Here is a 21249-nt window from a genome sequence, read left to right as displayed (position 1 = left end):
GGAATGAGCACCCACGAAGACGAGATCGCCGCAGGCGGCGCCATCCTTCGCGACGTGACCAGCGGGCACTCTGCAGAGATAGCCGGAATCCTGACCTCGTGCCTGCCCGAGCTCCCGCGAGTCGCCAAGAGTTTCGTCGCGCGCGCCGCGAAGTCGCCGTCGCTGACCGGAGAACGGAAGCAGTCCGACCTCCACGACGCGCTCGCGATCCTCCGCCTCCTGGGCTTCTGGAACGAGACGCTGCCAATCGTTCAGATGATCGCTGACATGCCGTACAAGCAGCAGTTCCTCTTCCAGCTCCCCCGCGGCATCGTCCACGAGGCCCGCTGGCACGCTCTCCGATCGGGCGACACGAACGTGGCGGCATCACTGTCGCGCACCGTCTTCGATCCGTCGGGATTCGTTCCCGTCGACCTCGACGATGACTCGAAAGTTTTCTTCCGTCCCCTGGATGATCCGCGCATGCGCGCGAGCCTGGGCCTCAACGCCACGACCGACTCGACTCAGTACGTCCTGCCACCAACACAACGCCCCGGATTCTTCCTCCGCGATCTCTTCTACCTGTCGCTGATCTGGGCTTACGGGGGCTCACCGGTCTGGCCGCTCGACCGCGTCGAGGCCGAGCGCGAGCGTCTCGAGGCAGGCATTCTCGCTCTGCCCGGCATGGCGCCATGACGTCAGAAGAGCAGTACACCTCTGACACCGAGCGAGAGATCAACACGATTCTGCGCCAGGCGAACCACGACCACGCCGAGGCCATTGCCGAACTTCTCGATGTGTCGTCTCTCAACCTTCCAAGAACCGCCGTCTCGATGATCCAGCAGAGCCGCAAGCATTTGACGTTCCGCGGGCAGGTGTCGATCACGGGCCTTCAAGAGGCCCTCGAATTGCTCCGCATCTATGGGCACTGGGATCGAGCTCTGCGGATCGTGGAACGCGTCGCGCTCATCCCACTGATGAACTGGGGACAGTTCGCTGGGCTCCGCATGATCAGGCATGACGCACTCTGGTACGCGGCGCGCGAAGGCTTGACCGTTGATCTCAGCTCGCTCAGCGCTGGCCTCTTCGATCCCCCGTACACACCATTGTTCCTCGAGACCGACGAGCCGATGTTCAAGCACCCGCTCGACGATCCCGAGATGCGACAGCTGATCGGGTTGGACCCGTCGACGATTGGATGCGTAGTGCCCCGAGCAGCACGGGTGGGCATGCTACTCAGCGACCTCTCGCTCCTGTCGACGATCTGGGCATACGGCGGATCGACCGTCTGGCCGCTCGACCGAGTCGAGAACGAACGACGGCGCCTCGAAGCCGGCATCCTCGCCCTGCCCGGCATGGCCCCGCTGACCGCACCTACGCTGAAGGAATGAGAGCGCACCGATGCTGACGCCCGACGAGACCGTGTACGGAGACCTGACCACGTGGGCTCCTGCGCCCTTCGGGTCGCTCTTCGCCGACGCGAACTACTGCGGCCGGTCGTTCGACCGGGGGCTGCTTCGCTTCCACAACGCCGAGTCGGGGGCCGAGGCGCAGGAGCTCGTGACAGCCGCCTTCACCCGCGACGTCGCCCCCGGCACAGCCTTCTTCGCCATCGACTGGCTCGGCCGTCAGTTCGGCGCACGGCCCGCACGACCCGGCGAAGGTGACGGCCAGCCCGTCGTCGTGATCGCCAACGTGGGCTCGGGCGAGTACGAGGGCGAGGTGGCGCCGCTCGACGAGTTCATCGGCTTCCTCGGCTCCGACGCCGCGGCCACCACCCTCGGGGCGGAGGCGTACGCCGCCTGGCGCGAGGCCAACGGCGCCCCTCAGCTCGACTTCGACGAGTGCCTCGGCTACAGGATCCCGCTGTTCCTCGGCGGAACGGACTCACCTGACAACGTCGAACTCAACGACGTCAGTGTGTACTGGACCTTGGTCGGCCAGGTCTTCGACCGCTCCCGCGACCTGCCCGAGGGCACGCGCATCACGAGCGTCGGCGTCGACCCCGAGGCCTGACCCGGGTGAGGTTCATCGGCGTCGACCTGGCCTGGGGCGAGGGCACGGCGACGCGGCCCGCGAACGAGACCGGTCTGTGCGCGATCGACGAGAACGGCACGGTGCTCGCCGCCGGCTGGACGCGCGGCATCGATGCGGTCGCCGAGTGGGTGCTGCGCGAGGCACGGGCCGTCGCACCCGACGGCCACCCCGAAGCTCTTGTCGCGATCGACGCACCGCTCGTCGTGCCGAACGCCACGGGAATGCGCGAGGGCGAGAAGCAGGTCGGCCGCGCCTACGGGCGCTGGAAGGTCTCGGCCAACGCCAGCAACCAGGCCCTGAAATGGTTGGGCGGGGTGTCTCTGCGGGGGCGTCTCGAGGCGGAGGGGGCTGTGGTCGTGAGCGGTGCCGCTGCTCCTGCGCCCCCTGCCTTTCGGCTGGTCGAGTGCTACCCGTACACGACGCTCGTCGGCATGGACGAGCTCGGCTACGACGACGAACGCCCCCGCTACAAGCGGCTGCCGCGCGGTGTGCCGCCCGCCGTGGCCCGGCAGCGGCGAGCCGAGGCGACCGACGACCTGGTGCGCAGGATCGCGACACTCCGCTCGGCCGACCCTCCCCTGAGACTCGAGTCGCACCCCGTGACGCGAGCGCTGCTCGACGAGCGCTCCCCGCTCGAAGGGCCCGCCCACAAGCACCGCGAAGACCTCATCGACGCGGCGCTGTGCGCCTGGACGGCGTCGATCCTCGAGAGGCACGGCGAGTCGCGCGTGCAGCTGCTCGGCCTCGGAGCCTCGGTCGACTCGCACGACGCCGACGGCCGCCCCGCCGTGATCGTCGCCCCCTGTCGCCCGTCGCAGCGCCTCACCTCGCCGTAGCCCTCGCGCTCGGGCCTCTCGCTGTCGCGCACGAACGCGGCCGCGCTGTCGCTCTGCCTCGCGCCGCCCACGCCGTCGTCCCGCTGTCGACCCGGGGGTGACACCGCCGCTGCCGGCTCGGGGGTGACACGCTCTCTTTTTGCCTCCTCAACTACGTAGTTGAGGAGGCGAAAAAGACACACAACACCCCGAGGCCCCAGAGCAGACTCGCCCCGGCCACTCGGACGACCACTCCACACCCAGCGCGCCCGCGGGGCAGACGCAGCCCGGCCAGGTGTACTAGGCCAGAGGCTTCGCCATCCGCCACTCGAGGCCGCCCGGCGGCAGGTCGTAGCGGATGCGGTTGCCCGTGTCGCGGAAGCCGTGCCTCTCGTAGAAGCGGATCGCGCGAGGGTTGTCCTCGTGCACGTCGAGCTCGAGGGTGTCGCCGAAGTCGCGCGCCCACTCCTCCACGCCGTCCAGGAGGCCGTCACCGACTCCGGCGGCGCGTCCGCGATGCGAGGCCGCGACGTACACCCCGACGAGCAGGGGCACACCCGACGGCGGCAGGTAGCCGCCCATCGTGCCGACCCAGGTCATGGTCGCGTCGTCGATCGCCACGAGCAGGCAGTTGCGGGGATCCTGCCCCCGGCGGGCGCGCATGCGCCACTCCGATTCGGGCTGACGCGACGCGTGCTCGAAGGTCTCGCCGTAGGCGATCGGGAAGTCCTGCAGCATCTCGAGCCGCAGCGAGCGGTACTCCCGCCAGTCGACCTCGGCGATGGACCTGATCGTGACGGAGCGGCGCTGCATGCCCCCAGCCTAGAGCGAGGCCGAAGCCGTCACGCCGCCCGCGACCGCCGCCCGCGCGAGCAGCACGCTCACGACGCCCGCGACCGAAGCAGCGTGAACGACGCGTCGCGCACGATCAGCGTCGACACGGGTTCGGTCACCGTCTGCGACGGGTCGCTCGACAGCGCCAGCTCCCACGCAGACCCCGGCGCCTCGCGCACCGTGAACTCGACGCCGTTCGAGGCCGAGTTGGTCAGCAGGGCGAACGTGTCGGCGCCCTTCATGCCGACGATGAACATGACGGCGCGGTTCTCGGGGTTCTGCCAGTCGGCGTCGGCGAACTCGTTGCCGTCGGCACGCAGCACCTCGACCCAGCGGAGCCCCGACACGACCGGGTCGGTGCGGAACCACTGCGGCCGCAGCGCCGGCGACTCCCGCCGAATCGTGATCAGCGACCGGGTGAACGAGAGCAGCCCTTCATCGACCGAATCCCAGTCGAACCACGAGATCTCGTTGTCCTGGCAGTAGGCGTTGTTGTTCCCGCCCTGTGTGCGGCCGATCTCATCCCCGCCCAGGAGCATCGGAACGCCCGCCGACAGAAGCACCGTCGCGAGCAGGTTCCGCTGCTGCCGGGCACGCCACGACAGCACCCCCTCGTCGTCGGTCGGCCCCTCGACGCCGCCGTTGAACGAGTTGTTGTCGTCCGACCCGTCGCGGCCGTCCTCGCCGTTCGCCTCGTTGTGCTTCGACGCGTACGACACGAGGTCACGCAGCGTGAAGCCGTCGTGCGCGGTGACGAAGTTGATCGAGGCCAGCGGCGAGCGCCGGTCGCCCTGGTAGACGTCGGGTGAGCCCATGACGCGCTGCGAGAAGGTGCCGAGCACGTCGCCCTCGCCCCAGTACTCGCGGGTGTCGTCGCGGAACTTCCCGTTCCACTCCGACCACTCGGCGGGGAATCCTCCGACCTGGTAGCCGGCGGTGTCCCAGGGCTCGGCGATGAGCTTCACGGAGTTCAGCACCGGGTCCTGGTGGCAGAGGTCGAGGAAGGCCGAGTGCTTCTCGGCGTCGCCGTCCTGCCGGGTGAGGGTGGTGGCGAGGTCGAAGCGGAACCCGTCGACGTGCATCTCGGTCACCCAGTACCGCAGCGAGTCCATGACCAGGCGCAGGGCGGCGGGGTGCCCGACGTTGAGGCTGTTGCCGGTGCCGGTCGTGTCGAAGTAGTGACCGCGGTCACCCTCGACCAGCCGGTAGTACGCCTCGTTGTCGATGCCCTTGAGCGACAGCGTCGGCCCCTCGTGGTTGCCCTCGGCGGTGTGGTTGTAGACGACGTCGAGGATCACCTCGAGGCCCGCCCGATGCAGCGCCTTCACCATGCCCTTGAACTCGGCGACCTGCTGCCCGCGCTGACCCGACGCGGAGTACTCGTTGTGAGGCGCGAAGAACCCGATCGTGTTGTAGCCCCAGTAGTTCGACAGCCCTTTGTCTTTCAGGGTGTCGTCCTGCACGAACTGGTGGATCGGCAGGAGCTCGACGCTGGTCACCCCGAGGTCGGTGAGGTGCTTGATGGCGGCGGCGTTGGCCAGCCCCGCGTAGGTGCCCCGGAGCTCCTGCGGCACACCCGGATGCTGCTTCGTGAAGCCCTTCACGTGCACCTCGTACACGATCGTCTCGGCGAGCGGCACGTGCGGGCGCCGGTCGCCCTCCCAGTCGAACGAGTCGTCGGTGACCACGCACTTCGGCATGGCGGCGGCCGAGTCCTCGTCGTTCCGCGCGGTCTCCGAGCCGAAGTCGTGCGAGAACAGCGCCTGCCCCCAGTCGAACGAGCCCTCCACGGCCCGGGCGTGCGGGTCGAGCAAGAGCTTCTCGACGTCGTGGCGCAAACCGTTCGCAGGATCCCACGGACCGTCCACCCGCAGACCGTACCGGGCGCCCGCCCCGACCTCCCCCACGAACCCGTGGAACACGTAGCCGGTGCGCTCGGTGAGCCAGGTGCGGGTCTCCACAGGGTCGCCGCCGTCGGGCGAGTCGTCGGCTGTGTCTTCTGCGAACGTGCAGAACCACACGGCGGTGGCGGTCTCGGAGTAGACGGCGACGTTGACTCCGCCGTCGACGAGCGAGACTCCGAGCGGGTACGGGTACGAGGTGGGCATGTGTCAGTTCTACGGGGTGAGGGCTGGGAGCGTTCGCGCGCGGGCGTCCCCCGGCTCCTGCGACCCGTCACGGACGCGTGATGCGGGTCGCAGCCGGATACGCTCGACTGGTGCCCTCTCAGCCCAAGGCTCCCCTGCGCATCGCCCTCGTCTGCCTCCACACGTCGCCCGCCAGCGACCCCGGCATCGGCGACGCGGGCGGCATGAACGTCGTGGTGCGCAACCAGGCCGTCGCGCTCGGCGCGCTCGGGCACACCGTCGACGTCTTCACGCGGCGCTCGTCGCCCGACCAGCCGGTGTCGACGCCGCTCACCGCGAGCGCCTGCGACGACGGCGACGAGTCGGTCACACTCCACTTCGTCGACGCGGGGCCGGCGACGCCGGTCGCGAAGGGCGTCCACGAGGAGTTCATGAAGGCGTTCGGCCTCGCGCTCGACTCGTTCGGCGAGTACGACATCGTGCACTCGCACCACTGGTTCTCGGGCATGGCGGCGCTGCCGTGGGCCGGGCGGATGGGAGTGCCGCACCTGCAGAGCTTCCACTCGATCGCGGCCGACCCGTCGTCGCCGCTGTCGGAGGGCGAGCGGCCCGAGTCGCCGGGCCGCCTCGCCGGCGAGTCGTGGCTGGCGCAGAACTCCGACGGGGTCATCGCCATCAGCGCGGCCGAGGCCGACACCGTCGTGAAGCGGCTCGGCGCCGAGCTCGACCGGGTCAGCGTCGTGGCGCCCGGGGTCGACTCGAAGCTCTTCCATCCCGGCGATCGCGCCGAGTCGCCGTTCGTGGTCGCGGCAGGCCGCCTCGACCCGCTGAAGGGGTTCGACCTGGCGATCGAGGCGCTGGCGCTCGTGCCCGCCTCCCTCCGGCCGGAGCTCGTGATCGCCGGCGAGGAGAGCGTCGACTACGCCCACTACCCCGCCGAGCTCCTCGCCCTCGCGGCCTCCAGCGGCGTCGCCGACCGGGTGCGCTTCGTCGGGCCGCAGTCGCGGGCCGACCTCGCGGCGCTGCTGCGTGAGGCGAGGCTTGTCGTGATCCCGTCGCACTCCGAGACGTACGGGCTCGTCGCGCTGGAGGCGGCGGCATCCGCGACCCCGGTCGTCGCCGCGGCGGCGGGCGGTCTGCGCGAGGCCGTCGTGGACGGCGTGACGGGGGTCGTGCTGGCGTCGCGCGCGCCCGGCGTGTGGGCGTCGGCGATCGGCGGGATCCTGCAGGATCAGGCGCGCGCCGCCTCGCTCGCGTCGACCGCCCGTGCCCGTGCGACCGGCCTCTCGTGGGAGCACTCGGCCGACGCCCTCGTCGCCGTCTACCGAAGGGCCTTGACGCCTCGCTAGCTCTTCCGCAACGCAGGTGAGGTGCCACGATCTGCTGATGCTCGCGGTCTGGGATCAGCAGAACGTGGCACCTCACGCATGAGACCGGGGAGCCCATAAACTCGCGAGCATGGGACGAATCATCGCGGTCGAATACCTCACCCTCGACGGAGTCTTCGAAGAGCCCGGCTGGTCGGGGCCTTACTTCGGCGAAGAGCTGCAGCGCTTCCAGTGGGACAACCTCATGGAGGCCGACGCCCTGCTGCTCGGGCGCGTCACCTACGAGGGCTTCTCGCAGGCTTGGCCGACCATGGAGGCCGAGACCGGCGAGTTCGGCGTCAAGATGAACACGATGCCGAAGTACGTCGCGACCTCCGGCACCGACGACCTCGTGTGGAACGCCACCCGCCTCAACGCCGACGCCGACGTCGTCACCGCGGTCACCGCGCTCAAGGCCGAGGGCGACACGTCGTTCCTCATCAACGGCTCGGGCGAGCTCTTCAACGCCCTCAGCGAGGCCGGCCTCATCGACGAGTACCGCTTCATGCTCTTCCCCGTGACCGTCGGCTCGGGCCGCAAGCTGTGGCGCGACGGCGCACCCGGCCGCCCGCTCACGCTCACGAACTCGCTCGTGACCGAGTCGGGCACCCTGGTGCTGACCTACGTGCCCGCGCCCGCACCGTCGGCCGAAGCGGGGGCTGCGGGGCAGGAGCCGGAGGCCTAGGCTCCGAGGCATGTCCCGCATCGCAGTCGCCCAGGTCGCACCCGACGTCACCGACCAGGCCGGCAACCTCGTCCGCGCCGCCGCGGCCATCACCACCGCCCTCGACGCCGGGGCCGACATCGTCGTCCTCCCCGAGCTCGTCACCTCCGGCTACGTCTTCGAGTCCGCCGACGAGGCCCGCGCCGCAGCGATCCCCGCCGACGCGGCCGTGTTCGACGAATGGACCCTGCTCGCCTCCACCCGCCCCGGCGCCGTGATCGTCGGCGGCTTCGCCGAGCTCGGCGACGACGGCAACGTCTACAACTCGGCCGCGATGGTCGACGGCTCGGGCGTCCGCGCCGTCTACCGCAAGGTTCACCTGTGGGACGAGGAGCCGAAGTTCTTCACCGCAGGATCCGAGACCCCTCCCGTGGTGAGCACCTCCCACGGCACCCTCGGCATGATGATCTGCTACGACCTCGAGTTCCCCGAGTGGACCCGCCTCGCGGCGCTCGCCGGCACGGAGATCCTGCTCGTCCCGACGAACTGGCCGTTCGCCCCGCGGCCCGCCGGCGAACGCGTCGCCGAGGTGCAGACCGGAGCCGCCGCCGCGCGCATCAACCGCATGGCCGTCGCCTGCGCCGACCGCACCGGCACGGAGCGGGGCGTCGACTGGAACAACGGCTCGAGCATCATCTCGGCGGCCGGCTGGGTCGTCGCCGAGGTCGGCGAGGGCACGGGCATCGCGTACGCCGACATCGATGCGGCCGACTCGCGCTCGAAGGCGTGGACCGAGCGCGCCGACGCCTTCGCCGACCGGCGCCCCGAGCTCTACGGCGGTGTGGCCCGGCCGTAGCGCCGCGCACGCTCTAGCCCTGCGGCGTCCACCACACGTTCTGCCCGATGCGGATCGAGCCCTTGTCCATGCCGTTCGCGTGGTCGCCGCTGTCGCGCACGAGGAGGATCGAGCCGTCCTTGCCATTGTCGCCCAGCCCGGCCGAGACGGGTCCCAGGTCCATGCCGCAGATCGACATGTCGGAGGTCTTCAGACAGGTCTCGCCGTCTCCCTCGACCCCGACGTACACCCGGTACGACTTGTAGCTGCCGGCGTACCGGACGCTGGACGGCACCAGGGTGCTGTCGTCCGTCGTGTCGTCGGAGTACCAGGACTTCGGAGGAGCGTCCGCTGCCGTCTGCGGCCGTCGCAGAATTGCGAAGTGCGAGTACGGCGCCTGCAGCGGGAAGGCGAGCGGGTCGTGCGGTGCCGACGCCTGGTGCACGGGAGTCGCGTGGCTTCCCTTGCTCATCCAGACATTGGGTGCGACCTGGCGATAGCCCCTGTGGATCACGCCCTTTGCCGGTGCGCCGTCGGCGACCACCTGAATGCCGTCCGAGAAGTGCCCGCCGCCGAGCGTGACGTCGACGAGCGATTCGCCTGCCGTGGCCATCACGTTCGGCTCCGTGCACCCGGTGGCGCCGCCGCCGCCGGCGTCGATGTCCATCACGCAGACCTCGTCGGCGCTGTTCACGACGAGCCAGACCGTGTCCGGGCCGCGGGAGACGAGGAGACGTGCGGATCCTGCGACCAGCTTCGGGCCCGAGCCGTCCTGGCTCTTGACCGCGGCGGCCGGCAGCACGTCGTCCGACATCCGCTGCCGGCGCAGGATCGCCAGCTCGTCGTAGGGGTGCCCTGCGGGCGTGATGGGGCCCAGGATCGGGTACGGCTTGCCGGCCGACGCGTTCACCGCGGGTGCTCGCAGCGCGACCCCCGCCCCCACGAGTGTCCCCCCGGCCACGACGACCATCGCCGCGACGACGCCGGCGATCGCGGCCACCCTCCTGATGCGCATGTCTCCCCCTTGCTGTGCCGGAATCCTAGAGCGCCGCGAGCCCCCGCCGCCACGCCCCCGTTCGCGTCAGCGACCGGCGCTACTGCACCGCCGCGGTCAGCCGGCACACGTTGTCGAGGATCCGCGCCAGAAGCGGCCGGTCGAGCCACTCGGCGAGCGACAGCTCGCGGCTCTTCGACCGGTAGTCGTCCTCGATGGCGCGCAGCCGGTTGACGAACCGCCGACCGCGGATCATCACCGACACCTCGAAGTCGAGGCTGAACGAGCGCATGTCCATGTTCGACGAGCCGACCACGGCCACGTCGCCGTCGACGGTGAAGTGCTTGGCGTGCAGCACGATCGGCTTGCCGTAGAGGAAGATGCGCACGCCGGCCCGCAGGAGCGTCTCGTAGTACGACCGCTGCGCGTGGTACACCATGAACTGGTCGCCGACCTCGCAGGCGAACAGCTGCACCTCGACGCCACGCTGGGCCGCGGTCGTGATGGCGTAGAGCATCGAGTCGTCGGGCACGAAGTAGGGGCTGACGATGATCAGCTTCTCGGTGGCGCCGTACACGAGCGCGTTGAACAGCCGGAGGTTGTTCTCGCCCTCGAATCCGGGGCCGGAGGGCACGATCTGGCAGTCGAGCGTGTCGGGATCCTGCACGTCGTGGATGGGGTCGGCCTCGCGCGCGAGCAGCTCGTCGGTCTCGGCGTACCAGTCGGTGATGAAGATGGCGTTCACACCGGCCACGACCGGGCCCTCGAGGCGGATCATGAGGTCCTTCCAGCGCAGGTGACGCCTCTTGTTGACCGCCTTGTTGTAGTCGGGGTCGACCATGTTCTGCGAGCCCATGAACCCGATCGTGCCGTCGACGACGACGACCTTGCGGTGGTTGCGCAGGTCGGGTCGCCGGTAGAGGATCGTGCGCGGCCGCACCGGCAGCATGGCCCGGTAGGGGATCCCGGTCTTCTCGAGCCACGCGATCGTCTTCTTCGACGCCGGGTTGCGCCGGGTGGTCCAGTCGTCGAAGAGCACGCGCACCGTGACGCCGCGCCGGTGCGCGTCTTCGAGTGCGTGGCAGAACTCGATGGTCGCCTTGTCGTAGGCGAAGAGGTAGAACTCGACGTGCACGTACCGGGTGGCCTTCTTGACTGCGGCCGTCATCGCGCGCATCGTCACGGCGAAGTCGTCCATCAGCTCGGCGTCGTTGCCGCCGACGAGGGGCATCGCGCCCAGCTTGCGGTTGAGGTCGACGATGGAGCCGAACCAGCGTGGCCAGCTCTCCTCCTTCGTGACGAGGTCGAGGCCCGACGTCGTGTCGAGGATGAAGTCGTTGATCTGCTGCTGCTTCTCGCGGCGGCCCTTGGGCAGCAGCGTCGAGCCGAACAGGTTGAGCGCCATCGTGCCCGGGATCGGGAACGCGAAGATGGCCAGCAGCCACGCGAGCGCCGTGGTCGGACGCCTCTTGCGCGGCACCGTGATCACCGCCCCGATCCGGATGAGAACGTTCACGAAGGTGACGATCCCGGCGAACATGGCGCCGATCCTCTTCCAGTTCATAGGTTGAGGCTATAGGCCCGCGGCGACACCCGTCTCTCCGGCCCTCTTCTCGGGCGGACGGCACACGAGGGCGCAGGATCATGACAGCTCCTCGTGCCACTGATATTCTTCATGCTAGACTTCTCTCATGACCCCGCCCCCGCGCCAGGGCTCCCATCTGCCCGCCCGATCGCTCGCCACCCGTGTCCGCGAGAGAGCCCTCTCGCACCTGGCCGCCATGTCTCTGGCTCTCCGCAACGCCTCCGCGCACGACTCGATCACCGGCGACGCCGGGGTGGTCGTCTCGCTCACCTCGTTCGGCACCCGGCTCGAGTCGGTCCATCTCGCGATCGAGAGCATCGCGCGGGGCAGCGTGAAGCCCCGCGAGATCATCCTGTGGGTGGACCAGCAGCCGGGCGAGTTCCTGCCGTCGCCTGCCCTGTCGAGGCTGATCGGCCACGGTCTGCAGGTGCGCTTCTGCGACGACCTCGGGCCGCACAAGAAGTACCTCCCCTACCTCGAGTCGACGTCGGCCCTCGACGTTCCGCTCGTCACCGCCGACGACGACGGCTTCTACCCGATCACCTGGCTCGCCGACCTTCTGACGGCGCACGACGAGCACCCCGACGACGTCGTCTGCCACCGGGCGCACGAGATCGTGGTCGGCGCCGACGGCATCGCCCCGTACGCCGCCTGGCGCGCGTGCACGTCGTCGCGGCCGGCGGTGACGCACCTCGGCGTCGGTGTCTCGGGCATCCTGTACCCGCCCGCCTTCCAGCAAGAGCTGCGCACCCGCGGCCGTGAAGGCTTCGAGCGCGTCCCGAAGACCGACGACCTCTACCTCCACTGGGCGGCGATCCGCGCGGGGCGACGGGTCCGCCAGGTCACGTCGACTCCGGCGCGCTACCTGTCGATCCCCGACACGCAGATCTCGTCGCTCACCCGACGCAACGTCTCCGGCACGGGCAACGACTCGGCCATCGCCGAGCTCTACGCCGATGCCGACGTCGCGCTCCTCCGCGACGCCCTCGCCGGCGTCCCCGCGCGCTGACTACAGCTCGGAGACACGACCGGCGTCGACGTGCCAGCGGCGGTCGAGGCGCACGGTGTCGAGCATCCGGCGGTCGTGGGTGACGAGCAGCAGGGTGCCGTCGTACGACTCCAGCGCCTCCTCCAGCTGCTCGATCGCGGCCAGATCGAGGTGGTTCGTCGGCTCGTCGAGCACGAGCACGTTGACGCCCCGCGCCTGCAGCAGCGCCAGCCCCGCGCGGGTCCGCTCGCCGGGCGAGAGCTCCCCGACGGGGCGGGCCACGTGGTCGGCCTTGAGGCCGAACTTCGCCAGCAGTGTGCGCACCTCCGCCTGCGCGAGGTCGGGGACGAGGCCCTCGAACACCGCAGCGAGCGGCGTGGGCCCGGCGAAGAGGGCGCGGGCCTGGTCGATCTCACCGACGGCGACGCTCGCGCCGAGAGACGCGGTGCCGGTCGTCGGCTCCTGCGTTCCCAACAGGCCCCGGAGGAGCGTCGACTTGCCCGCGCCGTTGGGCCCGGTGATGCCGATGCGATCGCCGCCCGACACCTGCAGCGAGACGGGGCCGAGCGTGAACGAGCCCTGCGTGAAGGTGGCCTCCGACAGCGTCGAGACGACCGACGACGACCGCGGTGCCGAGCCGATCGTGAACTGCAGCTGCCATTCCTTGCGGGGTTCGTCGACCTCGTCGAGCCGCTTGATGCGCGACTCCATCTGCCGCACCTTCTGCGCCTGCTTCTCGCTCGACTCGACCGATGCCTTCCGCCGGATCTTGTCGTTGTCGGGCGCCTTCTTCATCGCGTTGCGCACGCCCTGGCTCGACCACTCGCGCTGGGTACGGGCGCGGGCGACGAGGTCGGCCTTCGTGTCGGCGAACGCCTCGAACGCGTCACGGGCGTGCTGGCGGGCGATCTCGCGCTCCTCCAGGTACGACTCGTACGATCCGCCGAAGAGCCGATGCGACGACTGCGGCAGGTCGAGCTCGAGCACCGAGGTGCAGCAGCGCGCGAGGAATTCGCGGTCGTGACTCACCAGCACCACCCCGCCGCGCAGGCCGCGCACGAAGTCCTCCAGCCGTGCCAGCCCGTCGAGGTCGAGGTCGTTGGTGGGCTCGTCGAGAAGAACGACGTCGAAGCGGCTGAGCAGGAGCGCGGCCAGGCCCACTCGGGCCGCCTGCCCTCCCGACAGCGACGTCATCATCGCGTCGGCCGAGAGCGTCAGGCCGAGTTCGCCGAGCGTGACGGGCAGGCGCTCGTCGAGGTCGGCGGCACCCGCCGCGAGCCACCGTTCGAGCGCCCCAGCGTAGACGTCGTTCGCGTCGGCCGGGGCGGCAGGATCGCCGAGAGCCGCCGCAGCATCGTCCATCTCGACGGACGCCTGCGCGCACCCCGTGCGGCGAGCGATGTACGCGGCGACGGTCTCGCCCGCGACCCTCTCGTGCTCCTGCGGCAGGAAGCCCACGAACCCGTCGGGCGGCGCCAGCGAGACGGTGCCCGCGAGCGGCTGGACTCCGCCGCCCAGGATCCCGAGCAGCGTCGACTTGCCCGCGCCGTTCACCCCGACGACGCCGATCACGTCGCCCGGCGAGACGGTGAGGTCGAGCCCCTCGAACAGAGTGCGGGCGGCGTAGCCACCGGCGAGGCCCTTGGCGACGAGCGTGGCGGTCATGCCTCCATGGTCGCATCTCCGGCCGCTGGGCAGAATCGCGCGGCTGTCACCGTTGTCACCCCCTCTTGGGGGTCTCGTGTCCCCTAGATGGAGGACATGGCCGCAGAGTACGATCGAGCGTGCCGGGAACTACCCGCCCCGGCGACTTCCCTACCCGAGGGGACCTGCCCGTCATGCTCCCGCGCGCCCGAATCGGCACGGATGTCTTCTCCGTGTCCGACCTCGAGAGCTCGGTGGCGGCGTTCGGCGACCGCTACCTCGGCCGACTGTTCACCCCGCTCGAGCTCAGCCAGAGTGCGCGCGACCCGGAACGGCTGGCCGCGCGATTCGCCGGGAAGGAGGCAGTCGCGAAAATCCTGCGACTGCCCTCGTCGGCAGCCCTGCCCTACCGAGACATCGAGATCGCCAACGCCCCGTCGGGCGCTCCCCTGGTGAGGCTTCACGGCCTGGCCCGGGAGGCCGCCCTCCACCAGGGAGTAGGCAGGATCGAGATCTCGCTCAGTCACGACACCGGCCGTGCCCTCGCGACCGCCGTGACGCTCCTTACCCGAAAGGAACCCCGGATCGTGAACGACGCCATCCGCGCCTCCCTCAGCGCCTACGGGCATCTGACCAGCCCCGTCGAGTCCCTCCTCGACACCGACGACCTCTACCAGGCGGGGCTGTCCTCCCACGCCACGGTCAACGTCATGCTCGCCCTCGAGGACGAGCTCGACATCGAGTTCCCCGACGAGCTCCTCAGCCGCGACACGTTCGCGACGATCGCCGCGATCGAGGCCGCCGCGCGCAGCCTCGTTCCGGCCGACGCCGCCGCGGACGCCCGGTGAGCGACCTGCTCGCGGGATCGATCACGCGCGAGGGCTCGCTCGTCGAGCGCGCCCAGCGGGTCGCCGACATCGCCGCGCGCTTCGCGGACGACGTCGACTCGCGCGCACGGTTCCCGCAGGAGGCGATCGCCGCCTTCCGCGACACCGGCCTCCTCGCCGCCGCGGTGCCGAGCGAGCTCGGCGGCGAGGACGCCTCGGTCACCGAGCTCGGCGAGATCGCGACGATCGTCGGCGAGGCCTGCTCGGCGAGCGCCATGATCTTCGCGATGCACCAGATCCAGGTGCTCTGCCTCACGCGTCACGGCCTCGAGAACGACGCCGTGCGCGACGTCCTCCTCACCCTCGCCCGCGAGGGCGCGCTGTTCGCCTCGGCCACGACCGAGGCGGGCATCGGCGGCAGCATCCGCACGTCGAGCTGCTTCGTCGACCGGCAGCCGAACGGCCGCGTCTCGCTGGCGAAGACCGCTCCGGTCATCTCGTACGGCGCCCACGCCGACGTCGTGCTCGCGACCGCCCGCCGCAACGCCGACGCTCCGGCCTCCGACCAGGTCTTCGTCGTCTGCCCGGTGACGTCGACCACGCTCACGCAGATCGGCGAGTGGGACACCCTCGGCATGCGCGGCACCGCGTCGCCCGGCTTCGAGCTCCACGCCGACGTGCCCGCCGACCACGTGCTCGACGTCGACTACGCCACGATCTCGGCCGAGACGATGCTGCCCGTGTCGCACTCGCTGTGGGCCGCGGTGTGGCTGGGCATCGCTCACGCCGCCGCCGACCGCGCCACGACGGCGACTCAGCGCGCCGCGAGGAAGTCGATCGGCACGCTGCCTCCGTCGGCCACGCGTCTCGCCGAGCTCCTGGGCGCCGTCACGGCCTTCGAGGCCGTCGTCGCGGACGCGTTCCGCACCTTCGAGGACCTCCGCGACCAGCCGCGCACCCTCACCAGCGTGCCGTACGCGATCGCCTTCAACTCGCTGAAGATCACGGCCTCCGAGTCGCTGATCGACATCGTCTCCCGCGCCATGCTCGTCACGGGCATCGCGGGCTACCGGCAGGACTCCGACGTGAGCCTCGGCCGTCTCCTCCGTGACAGCTACGGAACCGCGGTCATGATCAACAACGACCGCATCCTCGCCAACAACGCGCAGCTCTCGCTGCTCCAGCGAAAGAAGTCCCGCCGATGACCGACACGCTCAGCACCACGCCCACCACCGACGCGCCGGCCGCCGCCGACGAACGCAGCGCCCTCGACGTCGCGCGCGACGAGTTCCGCGCCGAGATCCTGGCCGCAGGGCTCCTCGTGGATGCCGGCCAGCCCGGCCTCTACGGCCGCTCGGGCCTCTTCGACGACATCGTCGACGGCCTCTGCGCCTACGTCGCACGCTCGTTCGCCGACCAGAAGCCCGAGCGCTACCGCTTCGCGCCGGTCATGTCGCGCGACGAGTACGAGCTGACCGACTACATCGTGTCGTTCCCGCAGCTCGCCGGCACGGTCAACGGCTTCCGCGGCACCGACGCCGACCACCGCCAGCTCATCGCGGCGCGCGAGCGCGGCGAGGCGTGGGACCCTTATCTCGTCCCGGCCGAGACCACCCTCGTCTCGGCGGTCTGCCACCCGGTCTACGAGCGCCTCCGCGGCACCCTGCCCGAGGGCGGCCGCGTGATCAACGTGCGCGGCTTCTCGTTCCGCCACGAGCCGTCGAACGACCCGATGCGCCTCCAGGCCTTCCGCATGCAGGAGCTCGTGTTCCTCGGCGACCCGGCCGCTGCCAAGACGTTCCGCGACGTCATGAGCCAGCGCCAGGTCAAGGGGCTGCAGGAGCTCGGGCTCGACGCGAAGATCGTCGCCGCCAACGACCCGTTCTTCGGCCGCACCGGCAAGTTCCTCGCCTCCAACCAGCTGGCCGACGAGGCGAAGCTCGAGGTGGTCGTGAAGATCTACGGCGACCTCGACGAGGGCACCGCGATCGCCTCCGGCAACCACGCGGGCGCGCACTTCGGCCCGATCTTCGGCATCGACCAGGCCGATGGCACTCCGGCGCACTCCTCGTGCATGGCCTGGGGCCTCGAGCGAGTCACGCTGGCTCTGCTGCGCACGCACGGTCTCGATGTCGCGGCGTGGCCGGAGTCGGTGAAGGCCGACCTCGGCCTGTCGCACGTCGGCGCATGACGACGAGCGAGGCCGCGCCTCGCCCGGCCGACCGGGCCGACGCCGCCCGCGACCCGCGATCGGGGCGACCGGTGACGGTCGTCGACACCTGGCTCGGCGGCGGCGAGGTGCTGGCCACCCTGCACGTGCCCGACGGCGCGGCGACGACCGGCGTCGTGATCTGCCCGCCGATCGGCTACGAGTACACGGTCGCCTACCGCACCCTCCGCCACCTCGCCGACCGTCTGGCCGAGCAGGGTCTCGCCGCGGCGCGCTACGACCACCCCGGGTTCGGGGACTCCACGCACGACGTGACTGCCGAGTCGCTCTCGCGCGGCGCCGCCGTCGCGGCAGAGGCGCTTCGCGACGCGGGCTGCGCGTCGATCGCCTACGTCGGCCTCGGCAGCGGGGCGCTCGTGGCGTCGCTCGCGGCCGCGTCGGATCCTGCGCCCGCCGCCCTCGTGCTGTGGGACCCCGCGGCGTCGGGCCGGCAGTGGCTGCGCCGCCAGCGCTCGATCTACCAGATCGAGGTCGGCCCGCTCGCCGAGCCCGCCCCCGAGGACACCGTCGAGATCGCAGGAGCCGAGCTGCCCGACTGGCTCGCCGAGCAGATCGCCGCGCTCGACTACGACCCGCTCGTGGCGACGTCGCTCCCCACCCTGGTCGCCGTGCGCTCCGGTGCCGCGGGTACGCTCCCGAAGACGCTCCGCCCCGTGGCCGACCGGCTCGACGTGGTCGAGGTGCCGGGGCACGAGAACGCCCTCGACGTCTCGAGCATCGAGTCGACGATCCCGGCGGCGAGCGTCGACGTGGTGTCGGCATGGCTCGCGGAGCGGGTCGGCGGTGGGGCGGGGGCGCGTGTCGCTGCTCCTGCGCCCGTCGTCACGGCCCGAGCGGCCTTCGACGGCGCCGAGTACGAGGAGTCGCTGCGGCGCCTCGGCCCGCACTCGCTGTTCGCCGTCGAGACCCGGCCTGCGGGTGGAGCAGACGACCTGCCGATCGTGGTGCTGCACAACGGCTCGGCCGAGCACCGCATCGGCACGACGCGGTACCAGGTCGAGCTGGCGCGGCGGTTCGCCGCCTTCGGCATCCGCTCGCTGCGTGTCGACCGTCGCGGCACCGGCGAGAGCGCTCCCGTCGTCGCCGACGAGCCGAACCTGCTCTTCACGCAGGAGTGGCTCGACGACGGCGCCGACGTGCTCGACGCCCTCGACCTCCCGCGCGAGAAGGTCGGCGTGGTCGGCATGTGCGTCGGCTCCTGGGTCGGTCTCGTCGCGGCTCCGTCGCGCGTGGCGTTCGTCGCGGCGCTGGCGGTGAACGACCACCGGGTCGTGCCGCAGGCCCCGCAGGCACCCCATGAGGGCGTCGACCCAGTCGAGGGGGCGCAGGAACCGACACCCGCCCTCCGAGACCGCCTCGTCGCAGTCGCGAAGCGCCGCCTCCCGTACCCGCTGCTGCTCGCCCTCGCGTCGCGGGGTGTGGTGCAGTTCGCCGAGCCGAACCTCCGCCGAGCTCTCGCGGCGGGCACCGACGTGGTCGTGCTGCTGTCGCCGTCGGACGCCGAGATCTTCCGGGCGCACCGGGGCCCCCACGCGGTCTCGCGGCTGCAGCGGACTCCGGGGCGGCTCACGGTGCTCGAGCATCCGGCGGGTGACCACGCGCTGTACAGCCCGGGGATCCGCCGACGCGCGGTCGACGAGGCCTTCGCGGCGGCTGTGCGCGCCTTCCGGATCGCGCGCTAGCACTTCCCGACCAGGCGTCCACGCGGCTTGCGGATATACATATCCTGGCTAGCCTCGCCGGCATGCCTGGAATCGTGCTCGATGTGGACCCGCGCGATTTCCTCACCGCGTCCGATCACGCTGGTTCGGTGGCGCGGGCGATCGCGTCGGCGGGGGCGACGCTGCGTTCGGGCCTATCCGGCTCGTCGCAGATGGCGGGGTCCGACCCCTCGGGAGTGAAATGGGCCACTCAGTACGATGACGTCGCAGCCGACGCGATCTCGGGCATCGATGCTCTGGAGAACGCGTTCGGGCAGATCGCGGCCGGTCTGTCGGTGACGGGACTGAACTACGCGACGGCCGACTGGCTCTCCAGCGGCGAGTCGGGCCACGCGCCCGGCTACACGGTTCCGTCGCTTCCCGAGCTGGCGTGTTCGGCGGCGCCTCCGTCGGCAGCCGGTGGGTCCAGGTCTTCCGACATCCCAGGGTGGGAGTACGTCGCGAACTTCATCGGTGACATGTGGCCCGACGGCGACACCGGGAAGCTCCGGCACGCGAAGTCGGTATGGAATGCGTTCGCTGACGACCTCGACGCCGTCCACGGTGCCGGGTCGACGAAGATCATGGCCGTTCTCGCCGAAACGCGCACGCCCGAGCAGGGCGCCATCGAGTCCACGGTGACCACGGTGCGGTCGAAGGTGTCCGCTCTGGCGAAGGAGTCGCGGAACCTCGCGACCGCCGCGGGTGATCTGGCCGATCAGATCGACATGGTCCATCTGGAGACCGAGCGGGTGCTGCAGGATCTGCTTCAGGAGATCGGCGCCACCGCCGTGATCGGCGTCGGTCTCACCCTAGTCACCGCAGGGCTCTCAGACGCAGCCGCGGGACTTGCGGCAGGTGGTGAGGTCGCTGCAGCGGTCGCGCGCATCCTGAGCTTCATCGCCGAGCTGGGCTCGTCCGTCTCGCGCGTCGTCGCCACCGTCGCCAGAGCCGCCGGTCCTCTCGGGGAGGTCGTGGGTCTCAGTGACCAGATGACGATCCGCATCGTGACGATCGCCGGCGACTCAGTCGTCAGCGGTGTCGGTGGTGCCGTGTCGAATGTCGGCGCGACTCTCATCACCGATCCCAGCGGCGATCTCGAGGACGCCGCACTCGACGGCTTCGTAGGAGGTGCGTCGCTCGGTTCGATTGCAGGAACGCTGAGCATGAGGCGGGTCTACGTAGTTCAGCTCCGGAAGCTCAAGTCGGCGTTCGCCATGTCGGCTGCTGGCGTACCAACTCCATACGCGCTCTACGGAAGCCTGACGGAAAGGGAGTGGTTCCGTCGCTATTTCGCAGGCCTGACGCACGCCGATTTCCACGCGCAATGGAAATGGCCCGGCGACAACGGATTCGTACCCGGCACAGCCGTGCCGAACACAGTGCCGGTGGGGCACACGCTTTCGCGGATCACCGCAAGAACTGGCGCCGGTGGTGTCGCGAACGGCGAGTTCGCGACCTTGCCGGGGACACCATTCTCAGACGTGGCGATGCCGCCGGATCGCCTCTCGACCGCCTTCACCACCGTCCGCTACGAGGTTGTGAAGCCTCTGCCGGCCAGCGTGCTCCAAGGTCCCATAGCTCCATGGTTCGAACAGCCTGGCATGGGCGTCCAATATTATTTCGAGGGCGGCATCAACCGTTTCGTCGACGCCGGATACCTGAAGGTGGTCCCCTGATGGAGTACAGCGACCTTCGGCTGCGAGTACAGGACCTGGGGTTGGAGGTCGATCGGACGGTCTACCACCAACCCGTCGATCACGGTTGGACGGACCGAGTCCAGGGAACCGCCTTCAACATCGTCCGATCGAATGGCGTACGGATCTGGGCGAGCGGCGACCGCGGAGACTTCTTCCAGCAACCAGGCCCACACACGGTTTTCGACTCCGTCGACGATGCCTGCGAGTGGATCTGGCGAGATATTCGGTTCCATGTCTCGCCTGATCTCCTCACGGACGAGGAGCGACGCGCAGTCGTCGCCGAGGCGCAGGCTTCCATCGACGGGCTCCTGTGACAGCTGTCGTGTCTGCGGTGCAACGATGCCAGCCTGCCCCGCATAGTGAATGTGACGATGGAGAGGGTCGATGCTCAGTGAATCAGAGCTCAGCGGTGCCGTCATCGCGTACCTCGGCCGAGGCAAGTCAGCAGTCCCTTCCCTCCTGTGGCGCGCTGAAGACGGCCGGTTCTCGGACGCGGCGAAGCGCGAAGCCGAAGACTCCGTTCGAATCCTCGATGCCATCCCCACCGACTGGAACCGGGAGGACTGGGCCGAGGCCGATGTTCGTGTGAGGACTGTGATGTTGTCGGCCAAGCCGAACCTGGACGATCGGGCACTCGACGCTCTGCTCTGGAAGTTCGACTATGACTGGAAGTGATAGTCGAATCGAGGAGACTGGCCTCGGCGGAGCCGGAGGACATATGAGGCACGACGTCGCGTTCGAGGAACTCGTGCGCAACGACGATCGCGAAGACGTCTTCCAGCAACCAGGCCCACACACGGTTTTCGACGCGGTCGACGAGGCCTTCGCGGCGGCTGTGCGCGCCTTCCGGCCGTCGTCGCCCGCCGGCTGACGACCGAAGAGTTCACTTTCCCGACAGTCGCCGTGTGCCTACGATGAACGAGCGGCGCGCACCCGAATAAGCTCCGCAACCGCTACCCGAGG

At 70.0% G+C, this 21249-nt stretch carries 21 protein-coding genes; 16 read left to right on the top strand and 5 right to left on the bottom strand.

Annotation, left to right across the window (positions count from 1 at the left end; translation table 11 throughout):
- Positions 1–3: 3 nt before the first annotated feature.
- From C8E83_RS17610 to C8E83_RS17595, 4 genes are read left to right on the top strand one after another with little or no spacing between them, the layout of a single operon-like run.
- Entirely contained in the window at positions 4–675 is a 672-nt protein-coding gene (locus C8E83_RS17610) for a hypothetical protein (RefSeq protein WP_147430235.1), read from the top strand.
- The gene (locus C8E83_RS17605; protein WP_121371384.1) at positions 672–1370 is read left to right on the top strand and encodes a hypothetical protein; all 699 of its coding nucleotides are present in this window, start codon (positions 672–674) and stop codon (positions 1368–1370) included. Before C8E83_RS17610 ends, C8E83_RS17605 begins: the two co-directional genes overlap by 4 nt.
- A 10-nt stretch (positions 1371–1380) precedes the next feature.
- Entirely contained in the window at positions 1381–1995 is a 615-nt protein-coding gene (locus C8E83_RS17600) for a T6SS immunity protein Tdi1 domain-containing protein (protein WP_121371383.1), read from the top strand.
- 5 nt (positions 1996–2000) lie between these two features.
- Positions 2001–2852: a DUF429 domain-containing protein gene (locus C8E83_RS17595; RefSeq protein WP_121371382.1), complete on the top strand. Its 852-nt coding sequence runs from the start codon at positions 2001–2003 to the stop codon at positions 2850–2852.
- Between the two features lie 279 nt (positions 2853–3131).
- Here C8E83_RS17595 and C8E83_RS17590 read toward each other — a convergent pair whose 3' ends face one another.
- Positions 3132–3644: a GNAT family N-acetyltransferase gene (locus tag C8E83_RS17590; RefSeq protein WP_121371381.1), complete on the bottom strand. Its 513-nt coding sequence runs from the start codon at positions 3642–3644 to the stop codon at positions 3132–3134.
- Between the two features lie 68 nt (positions 3645–3712).
- On the bottom strand, positions 3713–5773 hold the full coding sequence (gene glgX, locus C8E83_RS17585) for a glycogen debranching protein GlgX (RefSeq protein ID WP_121371380.1): 2061 nt from the start codon (positions 5771–5773) through the stop codon (positions 3713–3715).
- A 110-nt stretch (positions 5774–5883) separates the two neighbouring features.
- Between glgX and C8E83_RS17580 the strand changes: the two genes are divergently transcribed.
- From C8E83_RS17580 to C8E83_RS17570, 3 genes are all read left to right on the top strand, one after another.
- A complete protein-coding gene (locus tag C8E83_RS17580) occupies positions 5884–7101 on the top strand; it encodes a glycosyltransferase (protein ID WP_245981800.1) in 1218 nt (405 codons plus the stop codon).
- A gap of 109 nt (positions 7102–7210) precedes the next feature.
- On the top strand, positions 7211–7804 hold the full coding sequence (locus C8E83_RS17575) for a dihydrofolate reductase family protein (RefSeq protein WP_121371378.1): 594 nt from the start codon (positions 7211–7213) through the stop codon (positions 7802–7804).
- 10 nt (positions 7805–7814) lie between these two features.
- Complete coding sequence (locus C8E83_RS17570; protein ID WP_121371377.1) at positions 7815–8639, top strand: nitrilase-related carbon-nitrogen hydrolase; 825 nt, start codon at positions 7815–7817, stop codon at positions 8637–8639.
- Between the two features lie 13 nt (positions 8640–8652).
- Here C8E83_RS17570 and C8E83_RS17565 read toward each other — a convergent pair whose 3' ends face one another.
- Positions 8653–9633 (bottom strand): hypothetical protein, encoded by a 981-nt coding sequence (locus C8E83_RS17565; RefSeq protein WP_121371376.1) that lies wholly within the window; start codon positions 9631–9633, stop codon positions 8653–8655.
- Between the two features lie 79 nt (positions 9634–9712).
- Positions 9713–11176, bottom strand: a complete 1464-nt coding sequence (gene cls / locus C8E83_RS17560; RefSeq protein WP_121371375.1) for a cardiolipin synthase — start codon at positions 11174–11176, stop codon at positions 9713–9715.
- A gap of 127 nt (positions 11177–11303) precedes the next feature.
- Here cls and C8E83_RS17555 point away from each other — a divergent pair, with 127 nt between their 5' ends.
- Positions 11304–12206: a glycosyltransferase gene (locus C8E83_RS17555; RefSeq protein WP_121371374.1), complete on the top strand. Its 903-nt coding sequence runs from the start codon at positions 11304–11306 to the stop codon at positions 12204–12206.
- Here the strand turns inward: C8E83_RS17555 and C8E83_RS17550 are convergent, their stop codons facing one another.
- Positions 12207–13850: an ABC-F family ATP-binding cassette domain-containing protein gene (locus C8E83_RS17550; RefSeq protein ID WP_121371373.1), complete on the bottom strand. Its 1644-nt coding sequence runs from the start codon at positions 13848–13850 to the stop codon at positions 12207–12209.
- Between the two features lie 173 nt (positions 13851–14023).
- On the opposite strand from C8E83_RS17550, the gene C8E83_RS17545 reads away from it, so the two are divergent.
- From C8E83_RS17545 to C8E83_RS19670, 8 genes are all read left to right on the top strand, one after another.
- Positions 14024–14677 (top strand): acyl carrier protein, encoded by a 654-nt coding sequence (locus C8E83_RS17545; protein WP_121371372.1) that lies wholly within the window; start codon positions 14024–14026, stop codon positions 14675–14677.
- Positions 14674–15861: an acyl-CoA dehydrogenase family protein gene (locus C8E83_RS17540; protein WP_211331721.1), complete on the top strand. Its 1188-nt coding sequence runs from the start codon at positions 14674–14676 to the stop codon at positions 15859–15861. Before C8E83_RS17545 ends, C8E83_RS17540 begins: the two co-directional genes overlap by 4 nt.
- Positions 15858–16847: an amino acid--[acyl-carrier-protein] ligase gene (locus C8E83_RS17535; protein ID WP_121371371.1), complete on the top strand. Its 990-nt coding sequence runs from the start codon at positions 15858–15860 to the stop codon at positions 16845–16847. The genes C8E83_RS17540 and C8E83_RS17535 overlap by 4 nt, the downstream gene beginning before the upstream one ends.
- Complete coding sequence (locus tag C8E83_RS17530) at positions 16844–18568, top strand: serine aminopeptidase domain-containing protein (RefSeq protein ID WP_121371370.1); 1725 nt, start codon at positions 16844–16846, stop codon at positions 18566–18568. The genes C8E83_RS17535 and C8E83_RS17530 overlap by 4 nt, the downstream gene beginning before the upstream one ends.
- A gap of 62 nt (positions 18569–18630) precedes the next feature.
- The gene (locus C8E83_RS17525) at positions 18631–20265 is read left to right on the top strand and encodes a TNT domain-containing protein (RefSeq protein ID WP_147430234.1); all 1635 of its coding nucleotides are present in this window, start codon (positions 18631–18633) and stop codon (positions 20263–20265) included.
- Positions 20265–20600: a hypothetical protein gene (locus tag C8E83_RS17520; RefSeq protein WP_121371368.1), complete on the top strand. Its 336-nt coding sequence runs from the start codon at positions 20265–20267 to the stop codon at positions 20598–20600. Before C8E83_RS17525 ends, C8E83_RS17520 begins: the two co-directional genes overlap by 1 nt.
- Positions 20601–20670: 70 nt before the next feature.
- On the top strand, positions 20671–20961 hold the full coding sequence (locus tag C8E83_RS17515) for a hypothetical protein (RefSeq protein WP_121371367.1): 291 nt from the start codon (positions 20671–20673) through the stop codon (positions 20959–20961).
- A gap of 43 nt (positions 20962–21004) precedes the next feature.
- On the top strand, positions 21005–21157 hold the full coding sequence (locus C8E83_RS19670) for a hypothetical protein (RefSeq protein ID WP_170159996.1): 153 nt from the start codon (positions 21005–21007) through the stop codon (positions 21155–21157).
- Positions 21158–21249: the final 92 nt, after the last annotated feature.

Origin of the sequence: Frondihabitans australicus, assembly GCF_003634555.1 — a bacterium.
In the GTDB taxonomy this organism is placed as follows: domain Bacteria; phylum Actinomycetota; class Actinomycetes; order Actinomycetales; family Microbacteriaceae; genus Frondihabitans; species Frondihabitans australicus.
This window is presented reverse-complemented; position numbering and strand designations above follow the sequence as displayed.

Coding starts and splice junctions, on each gene's coding strand:
- C8E83_RS17575 (WP_121371378.1), top strand. CDS start 7,211: ATGGGACGAATCATCGCGGTCGAATACCTCACCCTCGACGGAGTCTTC.
- C8E83_RS17570 (WP_121371377.1), top strand. CDS start 7,815: ATGTCCCGCATCGCAGTCGCCCAGGTCGCACCCGACGTCACCGACCAG.
- C8E83_RS17565 (WP_121371376.1), bottom strand. CDS start 9,633: ATGCGCATCAGGAGGGTGGCCGCGATCGCCGGCGTCGTCGCGGCGATG.
- C8E83_RS17605 (WP_121371384.1), top strand. CDS start 672: ATGACGTCAGAAGAGCAGTACACCTCTGACACCGAGCGAGAGATCAAC.
- glgX (WP_121371380.1), bottom strand. CDS start 5,773: ATGCCCACCTCGTACCCGTACCCGCTCGGAGTCTCGCTCGTCGACGGC.
- C8E83_RS19670 (WP_170159996.1), top strand. CDS start 21,005: ATGAGGCACGACGTCGCGTTCGAGGAACTCGTGCGCAACGACGATCGC.
- cls (WP_121371375.1), bottom strand. CDS start 11,176: ATGAACTGGAAGAGGATCGGCGCCATGTTCGCCGGGATCGTCACCTTC.
- C8E83_RS17590 (WP_121371381.1), bottom strand. CDS start 3,644: ATGCAGCGCCGCTCCGTCACGATCAGGTCCATCGCCGAGGTCGACTGG.
- C8E83_RS17515 (WP_121371367.1), top strand. CDS start 20,671: ATGCTCAGTGAATCAGAGCTCAGCGGTGCCGTCATCGCGTACCTCGGC.
- C8E83_RS17600 (WP_121371383.1), top strand. CDS start 1,381: ATGCTGACGCCCGACGAGACCGTGTACGGAGACCTGACCACGTGGGCT.
- C8E83_RS17530 (WP_121371370.1), top strand. CDS start 16,844: ATGACGACGAGCGAGGCCGCGCCTCGCCCGGCCGACCGGGCCGACGCC.
- C8E83_RS17520 (WP_121371368.1), top strand. CDS start 20,265: ATGGAGTACAGCGACCTTCGGCTGCGAGTACAGGACCTGGGGTTGGAG.
- C8E83_RS17535 (WP_121371371.1), top strand. CDS start 15,858: ATGACCGACACGCTCAGCACCACGCCCACCACCGACGCGCCGGCCGCC.
- C8E83_RS17525 (WP_147430234.1), top strand. CDS start 18,631: ATGCCTGGAATCGTGCTCGATGTGGACCCGCGCGATTTCCTCACCGCG.
- C8E83_RS17545 (WP_121371372.1), top strand. CDS start 14,024: ATGCTCCCGCGCGCCCGAATCGGCACGGATGTCTTCTCCGTGTCCGAC.
- C8E83_RS17555 (WP_121371374.1), top strand. CDS start 11,304: ATGACCCCGCCCCCGCGCCAGGGCTCCCATCTGCCCGCCCGATCGCTC.
- C8E83_RS17610 (WP_147430235.1), top strand. CDS start 4: ATGAGCACCCACGAAGACGAGATCGCCGCAGGCGGCGCCATCCTTCGC.
- C8E83_RS17550 (WP_121371373.1), bottom strand. CDS start 13,850: ATGACCGCCACGCTCGTCGCCAAGGGCCTCGCCGGTGGCTACGCCGCC.